The sequence below is a fragment of the Streptomyces sp. A 4/2 genome (assembly GCF_940670765.1).
Lineage (GTDB): Bacteria > Actinomycetota > Actinomycetes > Streptomycetales > Streptomycetaceae > Streptomyces.
In genome coordinates, this window is sequence record NZ_CALNVW010000020.1 from 187739 (window position 1) to 201746 (window position 14008).

The 14008-nt window shown below is 72.4% G+C and carries 12 protein-coding genes; 7 read left to right on the plus strand and 5 right to left on the minus strand.

Going from position 1 to position 14008, the window contains the following annotated elements:
• Positions 1-128: 128 nt before the first annotated feature.
• The 3 genes from NBY69_RS15550 to NBY69_RS15560 form a co-directional block, all read right to left on the minus strand.
• On the minus strand, positions 129-1739 hold the full coding sequence (locus tag NBY69_RS15550; RefSeq protein WP_250301491.1) for a SagB family peptide dehydrogenase: 1611 nt from the start codon (positions 1737-1739) through the stop codon (positions 129-131).
• Positions 1732-3636, minus strand: a complete 1905-nt coding sequence (locus NBY69_RS15555) for a YcaO-like family protein (protein ID WP_250301492.1) — start codon at positions 3634-3636, stop codon at positions 1732-1734. Before NBY69_RS15555 ends, NBY69_RS15550 begins: the two co-directional genes overlap by 8 nt.
• 204 nt (positions 3637-3840) lie before the next feature.
• Positions 3841-4539: a FadR/GntR family transcriptional regulator gene (locus tag NBY69_RS15560; RefSeq protein WP_250301493.1), complete on the minus strand. Its 699-nt coding sequence runs from the start codon at positions 4537-4539 to the stop codon at positions 3841-3843.
• 197 nt (positions 4540-4736) lie between these two features.
• Here NBY69_RS15560 and NBY69_RS15565 point away from each other — a divergent pair, with 197 nt between their 5' ends.
• The 4 genes from NBY69_RS15565 to NBY69_RS15580 all read left to right on the plus strand — a co-directional run bounded on the left by NBY69_RS15565 (position 4737) and on the right by NBY69_RS15580 (position 8395).
• A complete protein-coding gene (locus NBY69_RS15565; RefSeq protein WP_250301494.1) occupies positions 4737-5696 on the plus strand; it encodes a dihydrodipicolinate synthase family protein in 960 nt (319 codons plus the stop codon).
• Positions 5693-6637, plus strand: a complete 945-nt coding sequence (locus tag NBY69_RS15570; protein WP_250301495.1) for an ROK family protein — start codon at positions 5693-5695, stop codon at positions 6635-6637. Before NBY69_RS15565 ends, NBY69_RS15570 begins: the two co-directional genes overlap by 4 nt.
• The gene (locus NBY69_RS15575) at positions 6634-7320 is read left to right on the plus strand and encodes an N-acetylmannosamine-6-phosphate 2-epimerase (RefSeq protein WP_250301496.1); all 687 of its coding nucleotides are present in this window, start codon (positions 6634-6636) and stop codon (positions 7318-7320) included. The genes NBY69_RS15570 and NBY69_RS15575 overlap by 4 nt, the downstream gene beginning before the upstream one ends.
• A gap of 268 nt (positions 7321-7588) precedes the next feature.
• A complete protein-coding gene (locus NBY69_RS15580) occupies positions 7589-8395 on the plus strand; it encodes an HAD family hydrolase (protein WP_250301497.1) in 807 nt (268 codons plus the stop codon).
• 39 nt (positions 8396-8434) lie between these two features.
• On the opposite strand, the gene NBY69_RS15585 is transcribed toward NBY69_RS15580, so the two are convergent.
• Positions 8435-9949 (minus strand): FGGY-family carbohydrate kinase, encoded by a 1515-nt coding sequence (locus NBY69_RS15585; protein WP_250301498.1) that lies wholly within the window; start codon positions 9947-9949, stop codon positions 8435-8437.
• Positions 9946-10989, minus strand: coding sequence for a 2-hydroxyacid dehydrogenase (locus NBY69_RS15590; protein WP_250301499.1), 1044 nt, complete (start codon positions 10987-10989; stop codon positions 9946-9948). Before NBY69_RS15590 ends, NBY69_RS15585 begins: the two co-directional genes overlap by 4 nt.
• Positions 10990-11147: 158 nt before the next feature.
• On the opposite strand from NBY69_RS15590, the gene NBY69_RS15595 reads away from it, so the two are divergent.
• The 3 genes from NBY69_RS15595 (at position 11148) to NBY69_RS15605 (ending at position 13996) form a co-directional block, all read left to right on the plus strand.
• Entirely contained in the window at positions 11148-11792 is a 645-nt protein-coding gene (locus NBY69_RS15595) for a histidine phosphatase family protein (protein ID WP_250301500.1), read from the plus strand.
• Positions 11789-12562 (plus strand): DeoR/GlpR family DNA-binding transcription regulator, encoded by a 774-nt coding sequence (locus NBY69_RS15600; protein WP_250301501.1) that lies wholly within the window; start codon positions 11789-11791, stop codon positions 12560-12562. The genes NBY69_RS15595 and NBY69_RS15600 overlap by 4 nt, the downstream gene beginning before the upstream one ends.
• A gap of 108 nt (positions 12563-12670) precedes the next feature.
• Positions 12671-13996 carry an MFS transporter gene (locus NBY69_RS15605; RefSeq protein ID WP_250301502.1) on the plus strand — a complete coding sequence of 442 codons (1326 nt, stop codon included), beginning with the start codon at positions 12671-12673 and terminating at the stop codon, positions 13994-13996.
• The last annotated feature ends 12 nt before the right edge of the window (positions 13997-14008 follow it).

Below are 14008 nucleotides of genomic sequence, written 5' to 3' on the forward strand. Positions count from 1 at the left end.
AGTTGTCGGTTCTGGCTCGGACCAAGGGATGGTCCACTCCGATCGTGGGACGAGGGACGGGAGTTGGTCTTCACGGTGCGACCGAAGCCGGGCCGTAGGATCGGCGTGCCGCCGACCCGTGGTCCGGGTCACCAGGTCAGCGGTGGCTCGTACTGAGCGCTGTCCCGGCGGCGGCCCAGGACCAGGGTGAAGACGGGCACGTGGGCCTCGTCCGCGCCGATCAGGGACCGGACCATGCCCTCGTGGTACCCGTTGGTGACACGTGCGGACAGGCCGGTGGCAGCGGCGAGCACGCTGATCCGCTGGGCGACGATCCCGGCCTCGTGGTGCAGGATCCGGTACCCGCGGTCGCCGAACCAGCGGTCGCCCTCGGCCCGATTCACGCTCAGGAACACGATCGCGTGGGCCTTCGCGGAGTTGACCGCGGGGGTCCGGTCGCAGAGCATCGCCAGCACGGCGCGCCAGTCCCGCCCCGGCAGTGCGGTGAGTGCGGGCGTGGTGTCCAGCCGGTAGAGGCCGGCATCGGCACCGGCGGCGTTGAGTACCAGTACATGGCAGTCCGCCAGGGGGCGGCAGGGCGTCTCGGCGTGGTCGGACGGCACGGGCTCCAGCGCGTGCCTGAGCAGGGAGCCCAGTTGGGGAAGGGGCAGGGCAGCGGAGTCGGGCAGGAACATCCGGCCGCCCGAGTCCCGTGCGCGGATCGCCTCGGCCAGTTCCACCTGGCCGGGTGAGGGTTCCCCGAGAGGGACCGGCGTCGGACCGGGGCCGTCGGGCGGAAGGTGGAACGCGGCCTGGTCCACCGGTGTGTTCCAGCCGGTGCCGGTGAGCCGGGCGGCGCGGTTCAGCGCGGTCAGTCCGGACCATGCGGCCGGGTCCGCCGCGTCGGTACGGAGCTGATGCGGCCGGATGACCGGCTGCGGCTCCTCGGGCTCCGCACGGAGTGGCGCCTGCCCGGTCCCGGCCGGCTGCCAGGGAAACAGGTCGAGCACCGCGAAGGCGGTCTCCTCGTCCCCGTCCAGGCCCAGTACGCGGTTGACGACAGCATCGTCGAACCGGTGGTGCACCCGCCCGCGCAGGCCCAGCGCCCCCGCCACCAGCAGCATGTTCCCCACGGTCAGGCCGACTTCCTGCGCGCAGAGCCGGTAGGCGTAGTCCCGGTAGCGGAACGCCGTCTTACGGAAGCACACGGCCGCCACCATCAGGGCCAGCGTGCCGTCCCGGCCTGTTCCGGTGGCGGTCCGCAGCTCGTCGGGGACGCCCCCCGTACGCAGCCGGGTCAGCGCGTGGTGTGCCGGGTCGTAGTGGTAGCACCCGGCCGGCCGGTTCCCTGCCGGGCGGGCGAGCCACAGGTACAGCTCCACCGGGTAGAAGCACCGGGCGGATGCCACGGCCCGGTGGTAGGGCCAGGCGGCATGGGGTCCCAGCTCCATCCGTTCCAGACCGTAGCTGTGGTGGAGCAAAGCCGACAGGGCTGTCCCGTCCAGGACTTCGCGGTTAGGACCGTCTTCGGACCGGGTCCGGCGGAACCCCGCGAAGGACCAGCGCGCGTCACCGATCCGTCGGGAGGGCTCGCTCAGGACGTGCCGTGGCAGTCCCCGGTAGGTCTTGGTCGGCAGCGGGTCGTCCGGGCCGCCCTCCTCGCCGTGCCCCTCGGCGAACAGTTCCTGAACTCCTTCGAAGGTCCGCCACCAGAACCGGAGACCGACGGAGCCGGCGGCCCCGGACGCCGGCTCACCCATCGGCCAGCACGACGCGCAGTACGCCGGGCAGCACCTCGTGCACCGCCGGATCGTGGTCGAGCGGTACCACGACCGGACACAGCCGGCGGAGCCGCAGGGCGCGCATCATCTGTTGCCGGCCGGGTTCGCCGGGCCGTCGCGCACCGGAGGCCGGGTCCGGCACTCCGTGCAGTCCGGTGACCGGGGCAGGCGCGTAGTCGGGCTGGTCGGCCAGGACCGCCTGCCGGTCCAGGACGGCCCGCTCCAGACCTTCGGCCACCGCGTCCGGGCCGCAGGTCACCGCGACCGGCCGGCCGTCCTGCCACCAGGCCAGCACCGGCACCCCGAGCGCACCACCGATGTCGGCGACCCGGACGGAGCCCCGGGCCGAACGCAGCAGGCCGAGAAGGCGCGCCGCCCTCCCGGTCAGGGCCGCGCCCGCGAGATCCAGGGCCACCGGGTGCGAACGGCGGGCCCGTACGTCGGCCACGGCCAACCGGGCCAGCTGCTGCCCGATTCCATCGGTCACTGCGTCGTGCCAGCCCAGCCGCGCCGCCAGGCCCGCACCCGTACCGAAGGCCTCGGCCGCCGGTACCGCTCTGGCGCGCCGGGTCGCGAGGTCCCAGCCCCACACGGTGGAGCCGGGGCCGAACCTGCGCGGGTCGGGTGCGCCCGCCGCGTACACCGCGAGACCGCGCAGCGCGGCACGGTGTCGTGCCTCGGCGAAACTCGTTCCCGCGCCGAAGACGCGGCCCCCTCGGGCGGTACGGGTGACGGCCTCGGTGACGTGCAGCGGCAGCTGGGTGAAGTCCTGTTCGTCCAGCTTCCGCATGAGGCCCACGTGCGGGTCGAAGCAGCGGGCGGCCCGAGCGGAGAAGTCCTGCTCGGTGACCGGCTCGGCCGTGCCCAGCCGGTCGATCCGGTCGGTGAACTCCTGCTCGGTCTCCGGCCGGGCCGGCCGGGTGGCCGGGTGCGGCAGGAATCCGTGGACCGATGTCCGCAGGGTCTCCAGGTCGATCCTGGTGAGGTCGGTGCCGTCGGCAGGGGTGACGCCCGTCAGCAGCTGGAACGCGGCGAGCCCGAGATGTCCGGCCACCACCGCGGCGGCCGGACCGGTGAGGAACTCGCCGGGTCCGGCCGGACCGGGCGCCCCCAGGACGTGTCCCAGCCGAAGCCAGGCCGACTCCCAGGCCGGGCCGACGGGACCCAGCCACGCGACATCGTCGAGCACGAGGCCCTGCACCAATGGCGTGTCCGAGTCCCTGCACAGTCGGTCCAGGCGCAGCGCACGGTCCACCCCGGGCTCCGACGAGGCCACGTGCAGCACCAGGTCCGCGTGGGCCAGCCCGGCCTCCTCCTCGTCGGACAGCGGTACCTGGACGAGTGTCTGCTCCGGGTCCCGGCACGCGGCCTCGGCTGCCAGCTCGGCCAGCCGGTCCGTGTTCGTCGCGGTCTCGGCCGTCCGGACGGCGCGGAGCCGGCGGACCCCCGAGTGCAGCGCCGAGCAGACCAGCGCGGTGAACGCGGGGCCCGCGCCCACGACGACCACCGCGCTGTTGCGGTAGGACTCGAAGCGCCGGGCGGCCGAGTCGCGGTGGTACTCGACGAAGGCGATCTCCGCCGCGTAGGTGGCCAGTTCCCGTTCGGTGAGACCGTGCGGCCGGTCCTCGGCGGCGTCCCGCACGCAGCCGGCCGCGTGCAGCCGTCGTACCAACGCGTCCACCGCCGCGCGTTTGTCGTCCGGCAGGTTGCGCACGAGGTCGTCGAGTTCGGTCGAGCCGTCGAGGTGCGGAGCGAGCCGGTCGAGCCACTGGTAGGCGGTCCGGCCGCCCAGCGCGACGTCAGCTCCCGCACCGAACACGTGCACTCCGTCGGCGGTCGGCACGTACAGCACGTCGGACTTCAGTTTTGGTCGCATCGCCAGCCTTCGGATCGGTGATCAGCCGAGTATCACGGCCGTGCACCCCACCGTCTTGACGGCTGTACCGCAGGCCGACCGCAGGATTACCTTGGCGGCCCATCGGTACCTCAACTCGCTTGACGTCGCTGCAGATTGATCCTGGCGCCGACGGCGCGACCGGCACGGGTCGCACCGCCCGGACCGTCGCGGCGGAGTTCCCCGTCAGGCGTCGGACCCCGGGGCCAGGCGCTCCCTGATGCCGTCGAAGTGCGTGCGCATCGCAGCGGACGCACGGGGGCCGTCCGCCGCGGCGATCGCGTCGACGATCTCCCGGTGGTGGGCAAGGGTCACGGCCGTCTCCTGGTGACTGTCGCCGACTTCGCCGCGCACCTGGTCCATGGCGGCCCAGAAGGCGTCGAGCACCTCACTGAGCAGGTGGTTGCCGAAGGAACGGTAGAGCGCGAGGTGGAAGGCCCGGTCGGTGGAGCGGGCGATCCGCCCGCCCGCCGCCTCGCGTTCCATGACCGCCACGATCCCGCGCAGGTCCATGAGGTCCTCCTGCGGCACCGCCGCCGCCGCGACACTGTCGATCAGGCCCACTTCCAACGCCTCACGTACCCGCATGAGTTCGTACAGGCTCGCTTCCCCGCTGCGGTGACGTACGGCCGCCCGGAACGCGAGACCCTCCACCAGGGGTGCCAGGGACAGCGAGCCGACATAGGTGCCGGACCCGCGACGGATCTCCACGACCTGCAGTGCCTGCAGCGCCTTGAGCGCCTCACGGACCGACACCCGGCTCACACCGAAGAGCTCCGTCAGTTCACTCTCGGCGGGCAGGAGGCCGCCGGGCGACAGCTCACGGTCCAGGATCAGCTGCCGGATCCGGGCCTGGATGTCTTCGGACACCGTACTGCGGACCATTTCGGGGGCTCCTTCCGGGCGCTGGGCGGTGTGTGACCCAAGACGCTCTTGACGATTCGTGCCGGGCCGGGACTATTCTAGCTCCAGACATAGGACATCTGACGTCTCATGTTATGGATGGTTCCACGCCCTCGCAGTACCAGTTCCACGCCCTCGCAGTACCAGTTCCACGCCCTCGCAGCACCAGGAGTACCGAAATGCCGCTGACCGCCCCCCTCCGCGGGGTCGTACCGCCCGTCTGTACCCCGCTCGACGCCACCGGGGAGGTCGACACCGCGTCGCTCTCCCGTCTGGTCGAGCACCTGATCGGCGGAGGTGTGCACGGTCTGTTCGCCCTGGGATCGACCAGCGAGGTCGCCTACCTCACCGACACACAGCGCAGGACGGCCCTGGACACCGTGGTCCGCACGGCGGCCGGCCGCGTTCCGGTGCTCGCCGGTGTCATCGACACGACGACGCCGCGCGTGATCGACCACGCCCGCGTCGCCGCCGAGGCCGGCGCGGACGCGATCGTCGCCACCGCGCCCTTCTACACGCGCACCCACCCCAAGGAGATCGCCGGGCACTTCCGGCGCATCCGGTCGAGTGTCGACCTGCCGCTGTTCGCGTACGACCTTCCGGTGTCCGTGCACACCAAGCTCTCCGCATCCCTCGTCCACGCGCTCGCCGAGGACGGCACCCTGGCGGGTCTCAAGGACAGCAGCGGCGACGAGGGCGGCCTGCGCCGCCTCATCGTCGAATTCGGTGGCCGCGACGGGCGCGCCGAAGGACCCGCGCCCCGCTTCAGCATCCTCACCGGCTCCGAACTCACCGTGGACGCCGCGCTGCTGGCCGGTGCGGACGGTGTCGTGCCCGGCATCGGCAACGTCGACCCCGCCGCGTACGTGCGCCTGTACGAGGCCGCCCGCGCGGGTGACTGGGCGCTGGCCGCCAAGGAGCAGGAGCGCCTCGTCGAGCTGTTCGCCCTCGTCGACGCGGGTCCGGACGCGGACATGGGACGCAGTTCCTCGGCGCTCGGGGCGTTCAAGGGCGCTCTGAAGCTGCTCGGCGTCATCGACTGCGGCGACACCGCGTTCCCGCAGATCCAGCTCGACACCCGGTCCCTCGCACTCGTCGACCAGCGGCTGCGCGCCGCCGGGCTGACGCCGGTCCGATGAGTACCCGCCCACTGCCCCTGCCGGGCCCGGTGATCGGGCTCGACCTGGGCGGCACGAAGATCGCCGCGGCGCTGGTGGGCCCGGGTGGCACGGTGCTCGCCCGGCACACCCGGCCGACGCCCGCGACCGAGGGCGCCGAAGCCGTGCTCGACGCCTTGCGTGACGCCGCCCGCACCGTCGACGACGGTGCGACGGCGATCGGGGTCGCGGCGGCCGGTGTCATCGATCCGCGTTCGGGCATGGTCACCAGCGCGACGGACTCGATCCGCGGCTGGGCGGGCACCGCCCTGGGCACCGGCCTGGCGGACCGCACGGGCCTTCCGGTCGCCTGCGACAACGACGTCCGCGCCACCGCCGGACCGGAACTCGCGGCTGTCGACGGTGACCGTGCTTCCCTGCTGTTCGCCGCCATCGGCACCGGGGTCGGCGGAGCGCTCGCCTGTGACGGGCGCATGCTGCACGGAGCGGCGGGTATCGCCGGGCACATCGGGCATCTGCCGAGCCCGGAGGCCGCTGGCCTCGACTGCACCTGCGGCGGCGCGGGGCACCTGGAGGTCATCGCCTCCGGACCCGGCATCACCGCCCTGTACGAGCGTCTCGCGGGCCGCACCGCCGACCGGCTGCAGACCGTCGCCGAGCGGGCCGCACAAGGCGAGGACAGCGCGGTCCGCGCCGTCGTCACCGGCGCGCGGGCCGCGGGCCGCGCCCTCGGCGGGCTCGCCAACGCCTTCGGCCCGGACCGGGTCGTGGTCGGTGGTGGTGTCCCGCAGATCGGCCCGCTGTACTGGGACGCGCTGACGGACGCCTTCACGCACGAACTCATGCCGCCGCTGCGGCGGCTGCGCCCCACCGCACCGCTGTACGGCCACGACGCCGCCGTGATCGGCGCCGCTGTCCTCACCACCACCGTTCCTCTCCACCGACCGGGAGTACCGCAATGAGCACACCGTCCTCAGCACTGGTCCAGGCATTCGAAGGCCGGCTGATCGTGTCCTGCCAGGCCCCGCCCGGCGACCCGATGCGGGAGACCGCCACCCTCGCCCGCCTGGCGGAGGCCGCCGCAGCCGGCGGGGCAGCGGCGATCCGCGCCAATGAGCCCGAGGTCCTGGCCGCCATCCGGAAGTCCGTCGACCTCCCCCTGATCGGGCTGTGGAAGGACGGCGACACCGGCGTGTACATCACACCGACCGTCCGGCACGCCCTGGCCGTCGCCGAGGCGGGTGCCGACGTGGTCGCCGCCGACGCCACCGCTCGGCCGCGCCCCGACGGCAGTACCTTCGCCGAGCTGGTCGTGGCGGTCCACGCGGCGGGCGCACTGGTGATGGCCGACGTCGCGACCCTGGCCGAAGGCATCACCGCCGCCGCCGAGGGCGCCGACATCGTGTCCACCACCCTGTCCGGCTACGTCCCTGGTTCACCCCAGCAGGACGGACCGGACCTCGATCTCGTCGCCGAGCTCGCCGCGGTACTGGACGTGCCGGTGGTGGCCGAGGGCCGCATCCGTACTCCCCAGGAGGCTGCCGAAGCCCTGGCACGCGGCGCCCACAGTGTCGTCGTCGGCACGGCCATCACCGCTCCCACCGCACTGACCAGCAAGTTCGTTGCAGAGCTGGCTCAGCGCTGACGCCGGCCCGCCGGGTTCGTCGACGACCGGATCGGCACCAGGAAGGCGGGTACGGCATCGACTCCGAACGCGCCCTCAAATACGCCGTCCAGCAAACGCGTTCACGTTGCCGGCCTCGCTGGTCTTCGTGTTCCCGGTGAGCCCGGCGACAGGTACTCCCGCCGACACAGCGCCGTGTCGGCGGGAGTACCTGTCGCGGCTCCGGAACCTGACCGTCGTCGCAGGTCAGGGACGTACGGCCGAAGGCCGATCTCCATAGGCTTGAGCCATGCGCATCCCGCCCGCCCCTGCCATCGTCGCCACCGATCTGGACGGCACCCTGCTACGCCGCGGTGACACGGTGAGCCCCCGGTCCCGTGCCGCACTCGCAAGGGCCGTCTCGGCCGGAGCCAGACACCTGATCGTCACCGGCCGGCCCGTGCCGGGCGTGCGGGACGTGCTCGCCGGTATCGGTTACCGCGGCCCGGTCGTCTGCGGCCAGGGGACGCAGCTGTACGACTCCGACACGGCCCGGCTGCTGCGTTCGGTGACCCTGGACCGGGAGCTGGCCGACACCGCGCTCGGCAAGATCGAGGCGGAGGTCGGTCCGGTCTTCGCCGCCGTCGACCAGGACGGGACCGACGGCCGGACACTCATCGAGCCGGGCTACCGCATGGCCCACGTGGGACTTCCCGCCGTGCGCGTCAGGCTCCGCGCCGAGCTGTGGGCAGCGCCGGTCATCAAGGTCCTGGTGCGCCATCCGGAGCTCTCGGACGACGAACTGACCGCCGCCGCCCGTGCGGCGACCGGGGATCTGGCCACCGTCACGATGGCGGGTCCGGGCACGGTGGAACTGGCGCCGCACGGAGTGGACAAGGGCACCGGGCTCGCGCTGGCCGCCGACGTGTGGGGGCTGGACCCGATGCACACGATCGCGTTCGGCGACATGCCCAACGATCTGCCCATGTTCCAGCGTTCCGGACACGGGGTGGCCATGGCCAACGCCCACCCCGAGCTCAGGGCGGCTGCGGACGAGGTGACGCTGTCGAACGAGGAGGACGGCATAGCGGTGGTGCTGGAGCGGCTGTTCGCCTGAGCGGGAGCACGCGTTCCGGGCGCTCCCCCTGCGCAGCGGTCATTCCCGCTGGACAGGCATGGGCCGGGGGGCGCGCACCGGCTCGCCCGTGTCCTGCGGACCCGGCTCACCCCACCGTGCGTCGCGGGCCGCGGCGAGTGCGGTGCGGTAGGCGGCGTAGCCGTCCTCGTACACCGCACGTGAGCCCCGGCGCGGCTGCACGGCGCGGAACGCCTGGGGCGCCGTCCCGGCCGGTTCGCCGAGGAACCGGCGAGCCACCCGGACCGCGCCCAGCGCGCCCACCTCGTTCTCGACCGGTACCCGGATCTCGCGCCCCAGCACATCGGCGAAGAGCTGCACCCACGGGCCCGAGCGGGTGCCGCCCCCGCAGGCGGCGAGAGTCCCGGTGAGACCGGCGGCCTCCAGACAGTGGCGGGCGGCATAGCCGATGGCCTCGCACATGGCGCGTACCGCGTCGGCGCGGGTGTGCGCCAGGGTGAGCCCGTCGAGGCGACCGGTGGCGCGCGGGTCCACGAAGGGCGCGCGCTCCCCCGCGTCGGAGAGGAACGGCAGTGAGGTGACCCCGTTCGCGCCCGGCGGGCTGTCGGCGAGCAGACGGTCGAGGTCGGCCATGGCCGATCCGGTGAGGGCGAGCACCCACTCCAGGGCGGCCGTGCCGACCATGGCGGGCATGGAACGCAGCCAGCGGCCCGGATCCGGGGTGCACAGCCACATGCCGGCCGGCTCGGCGGAGCGGTCGGGACGGACCTGGTCGGTGAGGACCTGGCAGGCGAGGGTGGTGCCGACGATCAGCAGCCCGTCCCCGACGTCGCGCACGCCGCTGCCGATGGCGCAGGCAGGAAGGTCGTACGGGCCTGCGGTGAGCGGAGTTCCGGCGGGGAGGCCCAGCAGGTCGGCGCCGTGCGCGTCCAGGGTGAGGACGGTTCCCGGCTCGGCCGGAGCGGGCAGCAGACGGGCCTGGTCCTCGATTCCGCAGGCGGCCAGCGCCTCGTGGGAGTAGGTGCGGGTCACCGGGTCGAGGAAGGGCAGGGTGGCGTCGGAGGCGTCCACGCTGATCCGGCCGGTGAGGCGCTGGGCCACGGCGTCCACGCAGTAACCCGCGGTGGCCGCGCGCCGCAGGGTCTGCGGCTCGTGTTCCTGGAGGTGCGCGAGGAGCGGGGCGTGGCAGCCGGGAAACATGCCGGAGCCTGTCCTTCCGTACACCTGCTGGACGGTGCCGTCCGCCAGCCACCGCGCGACACGGTCGGAGGCGCGCCCGTCCATCCAGGAGATCGCCGGGCGGACCGCGCGGCCGTCGGCGTCGCGCAGCCACAACCCGTCGCCCTGACCGGTGAGGGCGAGCGCGGTCGGCGGCTCGGGCAGCGCGGCGGCGGTCTCCCGCACGACTTCGGCGACCGTACGGACCACGTCGTCGAGGTCCTGTTCGACGCGGCTGCCGGACAGCCGGTGCAGGTGGCTGCGGCGGTCCGCCGAGCCGAGCGGGGCCCCCGAACTGTCGAAGGCGACGGCTTTGGTGACGGAGGTGCCGATGTCGACGCCGATGATCACGCTCATGGCCGTGGGACCTCCTGGACCTCGGGGTTGGCGGGGTGGGCGAGCTTCTCGCCGCGTACGAAGCGGCCCGCCTCGGACGCGGTGATGGCGGCGGCCCGGTGCGCGGTCTGCCGGGTGGCACCGGCCAGATGCGGCGCGGCGACGACGTTCGGAGCATCGTGCAACGGCCAGTCGGCGGGCGGCGGTTCGATGTCGTACACGTCGAGGGCGAGGGCGCCGAGGCGACCGCTCCTCAGCAGTCCGGGCAGCGGGGCGTAGTCGAGGAGGCCGCCCCGGGCGGTGTTGACCAGTACCGCTCCCGGGGGGAGCAGTGCCAGTTTCCCGGCGTCGATGAGCAGGCGGGTCTCCGGGGTGAGCCGGGCGTGCAGGCTCACCACGCTGCTGCGGCGCAGGAGTTCGTCGAGCGCGACCGGTTCGACGCCGTCGGCGCGGGCGGCCGTGGGGTCGGTGTAGGGGTCCGCGACCAGGACGTGGGCGCCGAAGGCGCGCAGGACACGGGCGACGATGCGGCCGACCGCCCCGTATCCGACCAGTCCGACGGTCGCGCCGTCGAGTTCGATGCCGCCCTCGTCGTAGGCGTAGAAGTCGCCGCGCCACCTTCCGCGTTTGAGTTCGGCGTCGGCGGTGGTGATGCGCCGCATGGCGGTGAGCATCAGTCCGACGGCGAACTCGGCGGCGGCCGGGGCGTTGCGGCCCGGGGCGAACGACACGGCGACGCCGTACCGGGTGGCGGCGGCGAGGTCGACGTTGACCGGGCCCCCGCGGGAGACGGCGACCATGCGCAGGTCCGGGCTGGCCGCGAACACCTTCTCCGTGAAGGGAGCCATCTGGGTCACGCAGATCTCGGCGCCGGCCAGCGCCTCGATGATGTCGTCCTCCGTACCGCTGGCCTCGTGGACGTCGCCGACCGGGCCGAAGGGCTCGTGCGGCCAGGGCAGGGTGAGTTCGGTGATCTCATGAGCGGCGCCGAGTTCCCCGATCAGGGCGGCGCGGAGGAGGTCGGGGCGGACGAAGTGGTCACCGGCGGCAAGGATGCGCATGGAGCAGGGCCCTTCTTCGGGTCACGGCGTCGCTGTGATCGGTGCTGCCGCAGCATCACCATCATTGGCGCTGTTAGATCTAACAGCATTATGTTGAGGAATCAATGCGCTGACACGGTCGCCGGTCGGCGCGGACCGGCTGTGAGGGAGAACGTCCGATGGAGTCCCGGCTGTTGCTCGTACGGCACGGCGAGACCCGGTGGCATGCGGAGAACCGGTACGCCGGGGTCTCCGACGTACCCCTGACCGCGAAGGGCCTGCGACAGGCGGAGGAGCTGGGGAACTGGGCGCGGCAGCGCGGCGTCGACGTGGTGGCGTGCTCGCCGGTGAGCCGCGCCCTGCTCACCGCGCGGCCCGCCGCACGGGCGCTCGGCGGCGAACCGGAGGTCGTCGAGGCGCTGCGCGAGGTGGACTTCGGCTGGGGGGAGGGCCGCACCGTCGCGGAGATGGCGGCCGAGGACCCCGAAGCCGTACGGCGTTTCCGCGAGGACGCCGAGACGGGCGCCTTCCCGGGCTCCGAGCTGCCGTCCGCCGCCGCTGCCCGCGCCACGGCGGCGCTGCGCGGGTTGGCCGCGGAACACCCGGGAGGCACGGTGCTCGTGGTGGCGCACAACACACTGCTGCGCATGGCCCTGTGCGCGATGCTCGGCATCCCGGTGGGCCGTTACCGGCTGGTGTTCCCGCGGTTGGACAACGCGGCCGTGACGGAGATCGGGGTACGGGGCGCCCGCACCGCTCTTCGTTCGCTCAACGTCCCCACCTGGGCGCCCTCCCCCGGGGGTACGCGAGACTTGGACGCATGACGACGACCGGCGCGGAAGCCCGCAGGCAGATCATCACCGAGCATGTCCTCGAACACGGGACGGCGAGCGGGGCCGACCTCGCCGAGCTGACCGGGGTGAGCCTGATGACCGTCCACCGCGACCTGGACGAGCTGGCCAGGCGCGGGGTGCTGCGCCGCTTCCGAGGCGGGGTCTCCGCGCTGCCGTCCACCGTCTTCGAGTCCAACCTCGAATACCGGCTCGGCGTCAACACCGCCGAGAAGGAGGCCATCGCCGAAGCGGCGGCCGAGCTGATCGAGCCGGGCATATCAGTGATGCTGGACGACTCCACGACGGCGCTCGCACTGGCCCGGCTGCTGGTGGACCAGGGGCCACTGACCGTGGTGACCAACGCGCGACGGGTCATCGACCTGTTCGTGGGCCGGGACGACATCCGGCTCATCTCGCTGGGCGGGGAGTACTCGCAGCCCCACGACTCCTTTCTCGGCGTCCCCTGCCTGGAGGCCATCGAGGCCCTGTCGGTGGACATGGTGCTGGTCTCGACCTCCGCGATGGACGCCCGGATGACGTACCACCAGGAGCAGGACGTGGTCCTGGTGAAGCGGGCGATGCTGGCCTCCGGCACCCGCAAGGTGCTGCTGATGGACCGTACGAAGCTGGCCAGGACGGCGCTGCACCGGCTCGGCCCCGTCCGGGATTTCGATCACCTGGTGGTGGACGACCAGGTGGACGGCGAACTGCTCGCCGCGCTCAAGGAACACACGGACGTCCGGGTCGCGGCCACCGGCTGACAACGAGGCATCCTAAAGTCTTGCGTGTTAATTTCACAGAGGTCATGATGCGTTCTCGTTGCGGCGTAGGTCCGCAGGCCCATGGCACCTCACTGTGGAGGCACGAGCATGAGCAGCACCGCCGCGCGCACCGCGAGCACGGGAACGGTCTGGAACCGCGTCGGCATCCCCCGGCCGCTGCTGTTCGGCTTCATCGGTGTGCTGATCTTCATGATCGGAGACGGCGTCGAGTCCGGCTTCATCGCCCCGTTCATCGAGGGCCACGGGGCCGGCAGTGAGGTGCGGGCCAGCTATGTGATCACGGCGTACGGCGTCGCTGTCATGCTCGCCTCCTGGCTGTCGGGCGCACTGTCCGAACTCTGGGGCCCACGGCGGGTGATGCAGCTCGGGCTCACCGTGTGGATCGTCTTCGACGTCCTCTTCCTCTCGCTCGGCGCCGCCCAGCACAACTTCGCGCTGATGCTGGTCTTCTACGGCCTGCGCGGCTTCGGCTACCCGCTCTTCGCCTTCTCCTTCCTGGTGTGGATCACCGCCACCGCCCCGGTGGCCAGGCTCGGCGCGGCCGTCGGGTGGTTCTACTTCGCCTTCACCGGGGGCCTGCCCACCCTCGGCTCGCTCACGGCGTCCGTCACCAACCCGCTCCTCGGAAAGTTCGGCACGCTCTGGATCGCGCTCGCGGTGATCGCGATCGGCGGGGCCTTCTGTCTGCTCGGCGTGCGCGAACGCACCGGGTACGCACGGCTCGCACCGCCCGGGGTCAAGCCGGTCCAGTCCCTGGCCCGCAGCCTCTCCATCGCCTGGACGAACCCCAGGGTCGCCGTGGGCTGCGTCGTACGCATCATCAACACCGCCCCGCAGTTCGGCCTCTGGGTGATCCTCCCGGCGTTCTTCACCGACGAGATGGGCTTCACCGACGGCGACTGGCTGCGGTTGTTGTCGATCATGTTCGCCACCAACATCTTCTTCAACCTGCTCTTCGGTCTGGTCAGCGACCGGATCGGATGGCGAACCACCATCAGGTGGTTCGGCGCCGTCGGCTGTGCGCTGAGCGTCCTCGCCCTGTACTTCGTGCCCAAGTTGCTGACCGGCAACTACTGGATCGCGGTCGGTGTCGGCATGGTCTACGGTGCGACCCTTGCCGGGTTCGTTCCGATCTCCGCGCTGATGCCGTCGCTGGCGCCCGGGAACAAGGGCGGTGCGATGGCGCTGCTCAATCTCGGTGCGGGCGGCGCGGCCTTCGTGGGTCCCGCCATCGTCTCGGTCTTCCTCGGCCCGCTGGGCCGGGACGGCGTCGTACTGATCTTCGCCGGGCTGTACGTCGTCGCTGCCGGGCTCACGCTCTTCCTGAAGCTGCCCAAGGAGTCGGAGGAGGCCATCGCGCAGGGCAAGACCCTGCACGAGACGACCGAACCGCTCGCCGCCCCCGCCACCTGAACGCCGCCCGTC

What these genes read in the sequence shown, in the direction of transcription:
- NBY69_RS15550 (WP_250301491.1), bottom strand. Translation starts at nt 1,739, where the DNA reads ATGGGTGAGCCGGCGTCCGGGGCCGCCGGCTCCGTCGGTCTCCGGTTC.
- NBY69_RS15555 (WP_250301492.1), bottom strand. Translation starts at nt 3,636, where the DNA reads ATGCGACCAAAACTGAAGTCCGACGTGCTGTACGTGCCGACCGCCGAC.
- NBY69_RS15560 (WP_250301493.1), bottom strand. Translation starts at nt 4,539, where the DNA reads ATGGTCCGCAGTACGGTGTCCGAAGACATCCAGGCCCGGATCCGGCAG.
- NBY69_RS15565 (WP_250301494.1), top strand. Translation starts at nt 4,737, where the DNA reads ATGCCGCTGACCGCCCCCCTCCGCGGGGTCGTACCGCCCGTCTGTACC.
- NBY69_RS15570 (WP_250301495.1), top strand. Translation starts at nt 5,693, where the DNA reads ATGAGTACCCGCCCACTGCCCCTGCCGGGCCCGGTGATCGGGCTCGAC.
- NBY69_RS15575 (WP_250301496.1), top strand. Translation starts at nt 6,634, where the DNA reads ATGAGCACACCGTCCTCAGCACTGGTCCAGGCATTCGAAGGCCGGCTG.
- NBY69_RS15580 (WP_250301497.1), top strand. Translation starts at nt 7,589, where the DNA reads ATGCGCATCCCGCCCGCCCCTGCCATCGTCGCCACCGATCTGGACGGC.
- NBY69_RS15585 (WP_250301498.1), bottom strand. Translation starts at nt 9,949, where the DNA reads ATGAGCGTGATCATCGGCGTCGACATCGGCACCTCCGTCACCAAAGCC.
- NBY69_RS15590 (WP_250301499.1), bottom strand. Translation starts at nt 10,989, where the DNA reads ATGCGCATCCTTGCCGCCGGTGACCACTTCGTCCGCCCCGACCTCCTC.
- NBY69_RS15595 (WP_250301500.1), top strand. Translation starts at nt 11,148, where the DNA reads ATGGAGTCCCGGCTGTTGCTCGTACGGCACGGCGAGACCCGGTGGCAT.
- NBY69_RS15600 (WP_250301501.1), top strand. Translation starts at nt 11,789, where the DNA reads ATGACGACGACCGGCGCGGAAGCCCGCAGGCAGATCATCACCGAGCAT.
- NBY69_RS15605 (WP_250301502.1), top strand. Translation starts at nt 12,671, where the DNA reads ATGAGCAGCACCGCCGCGCGCACCGCGAGCACGGGAACGGTCTGGAAC.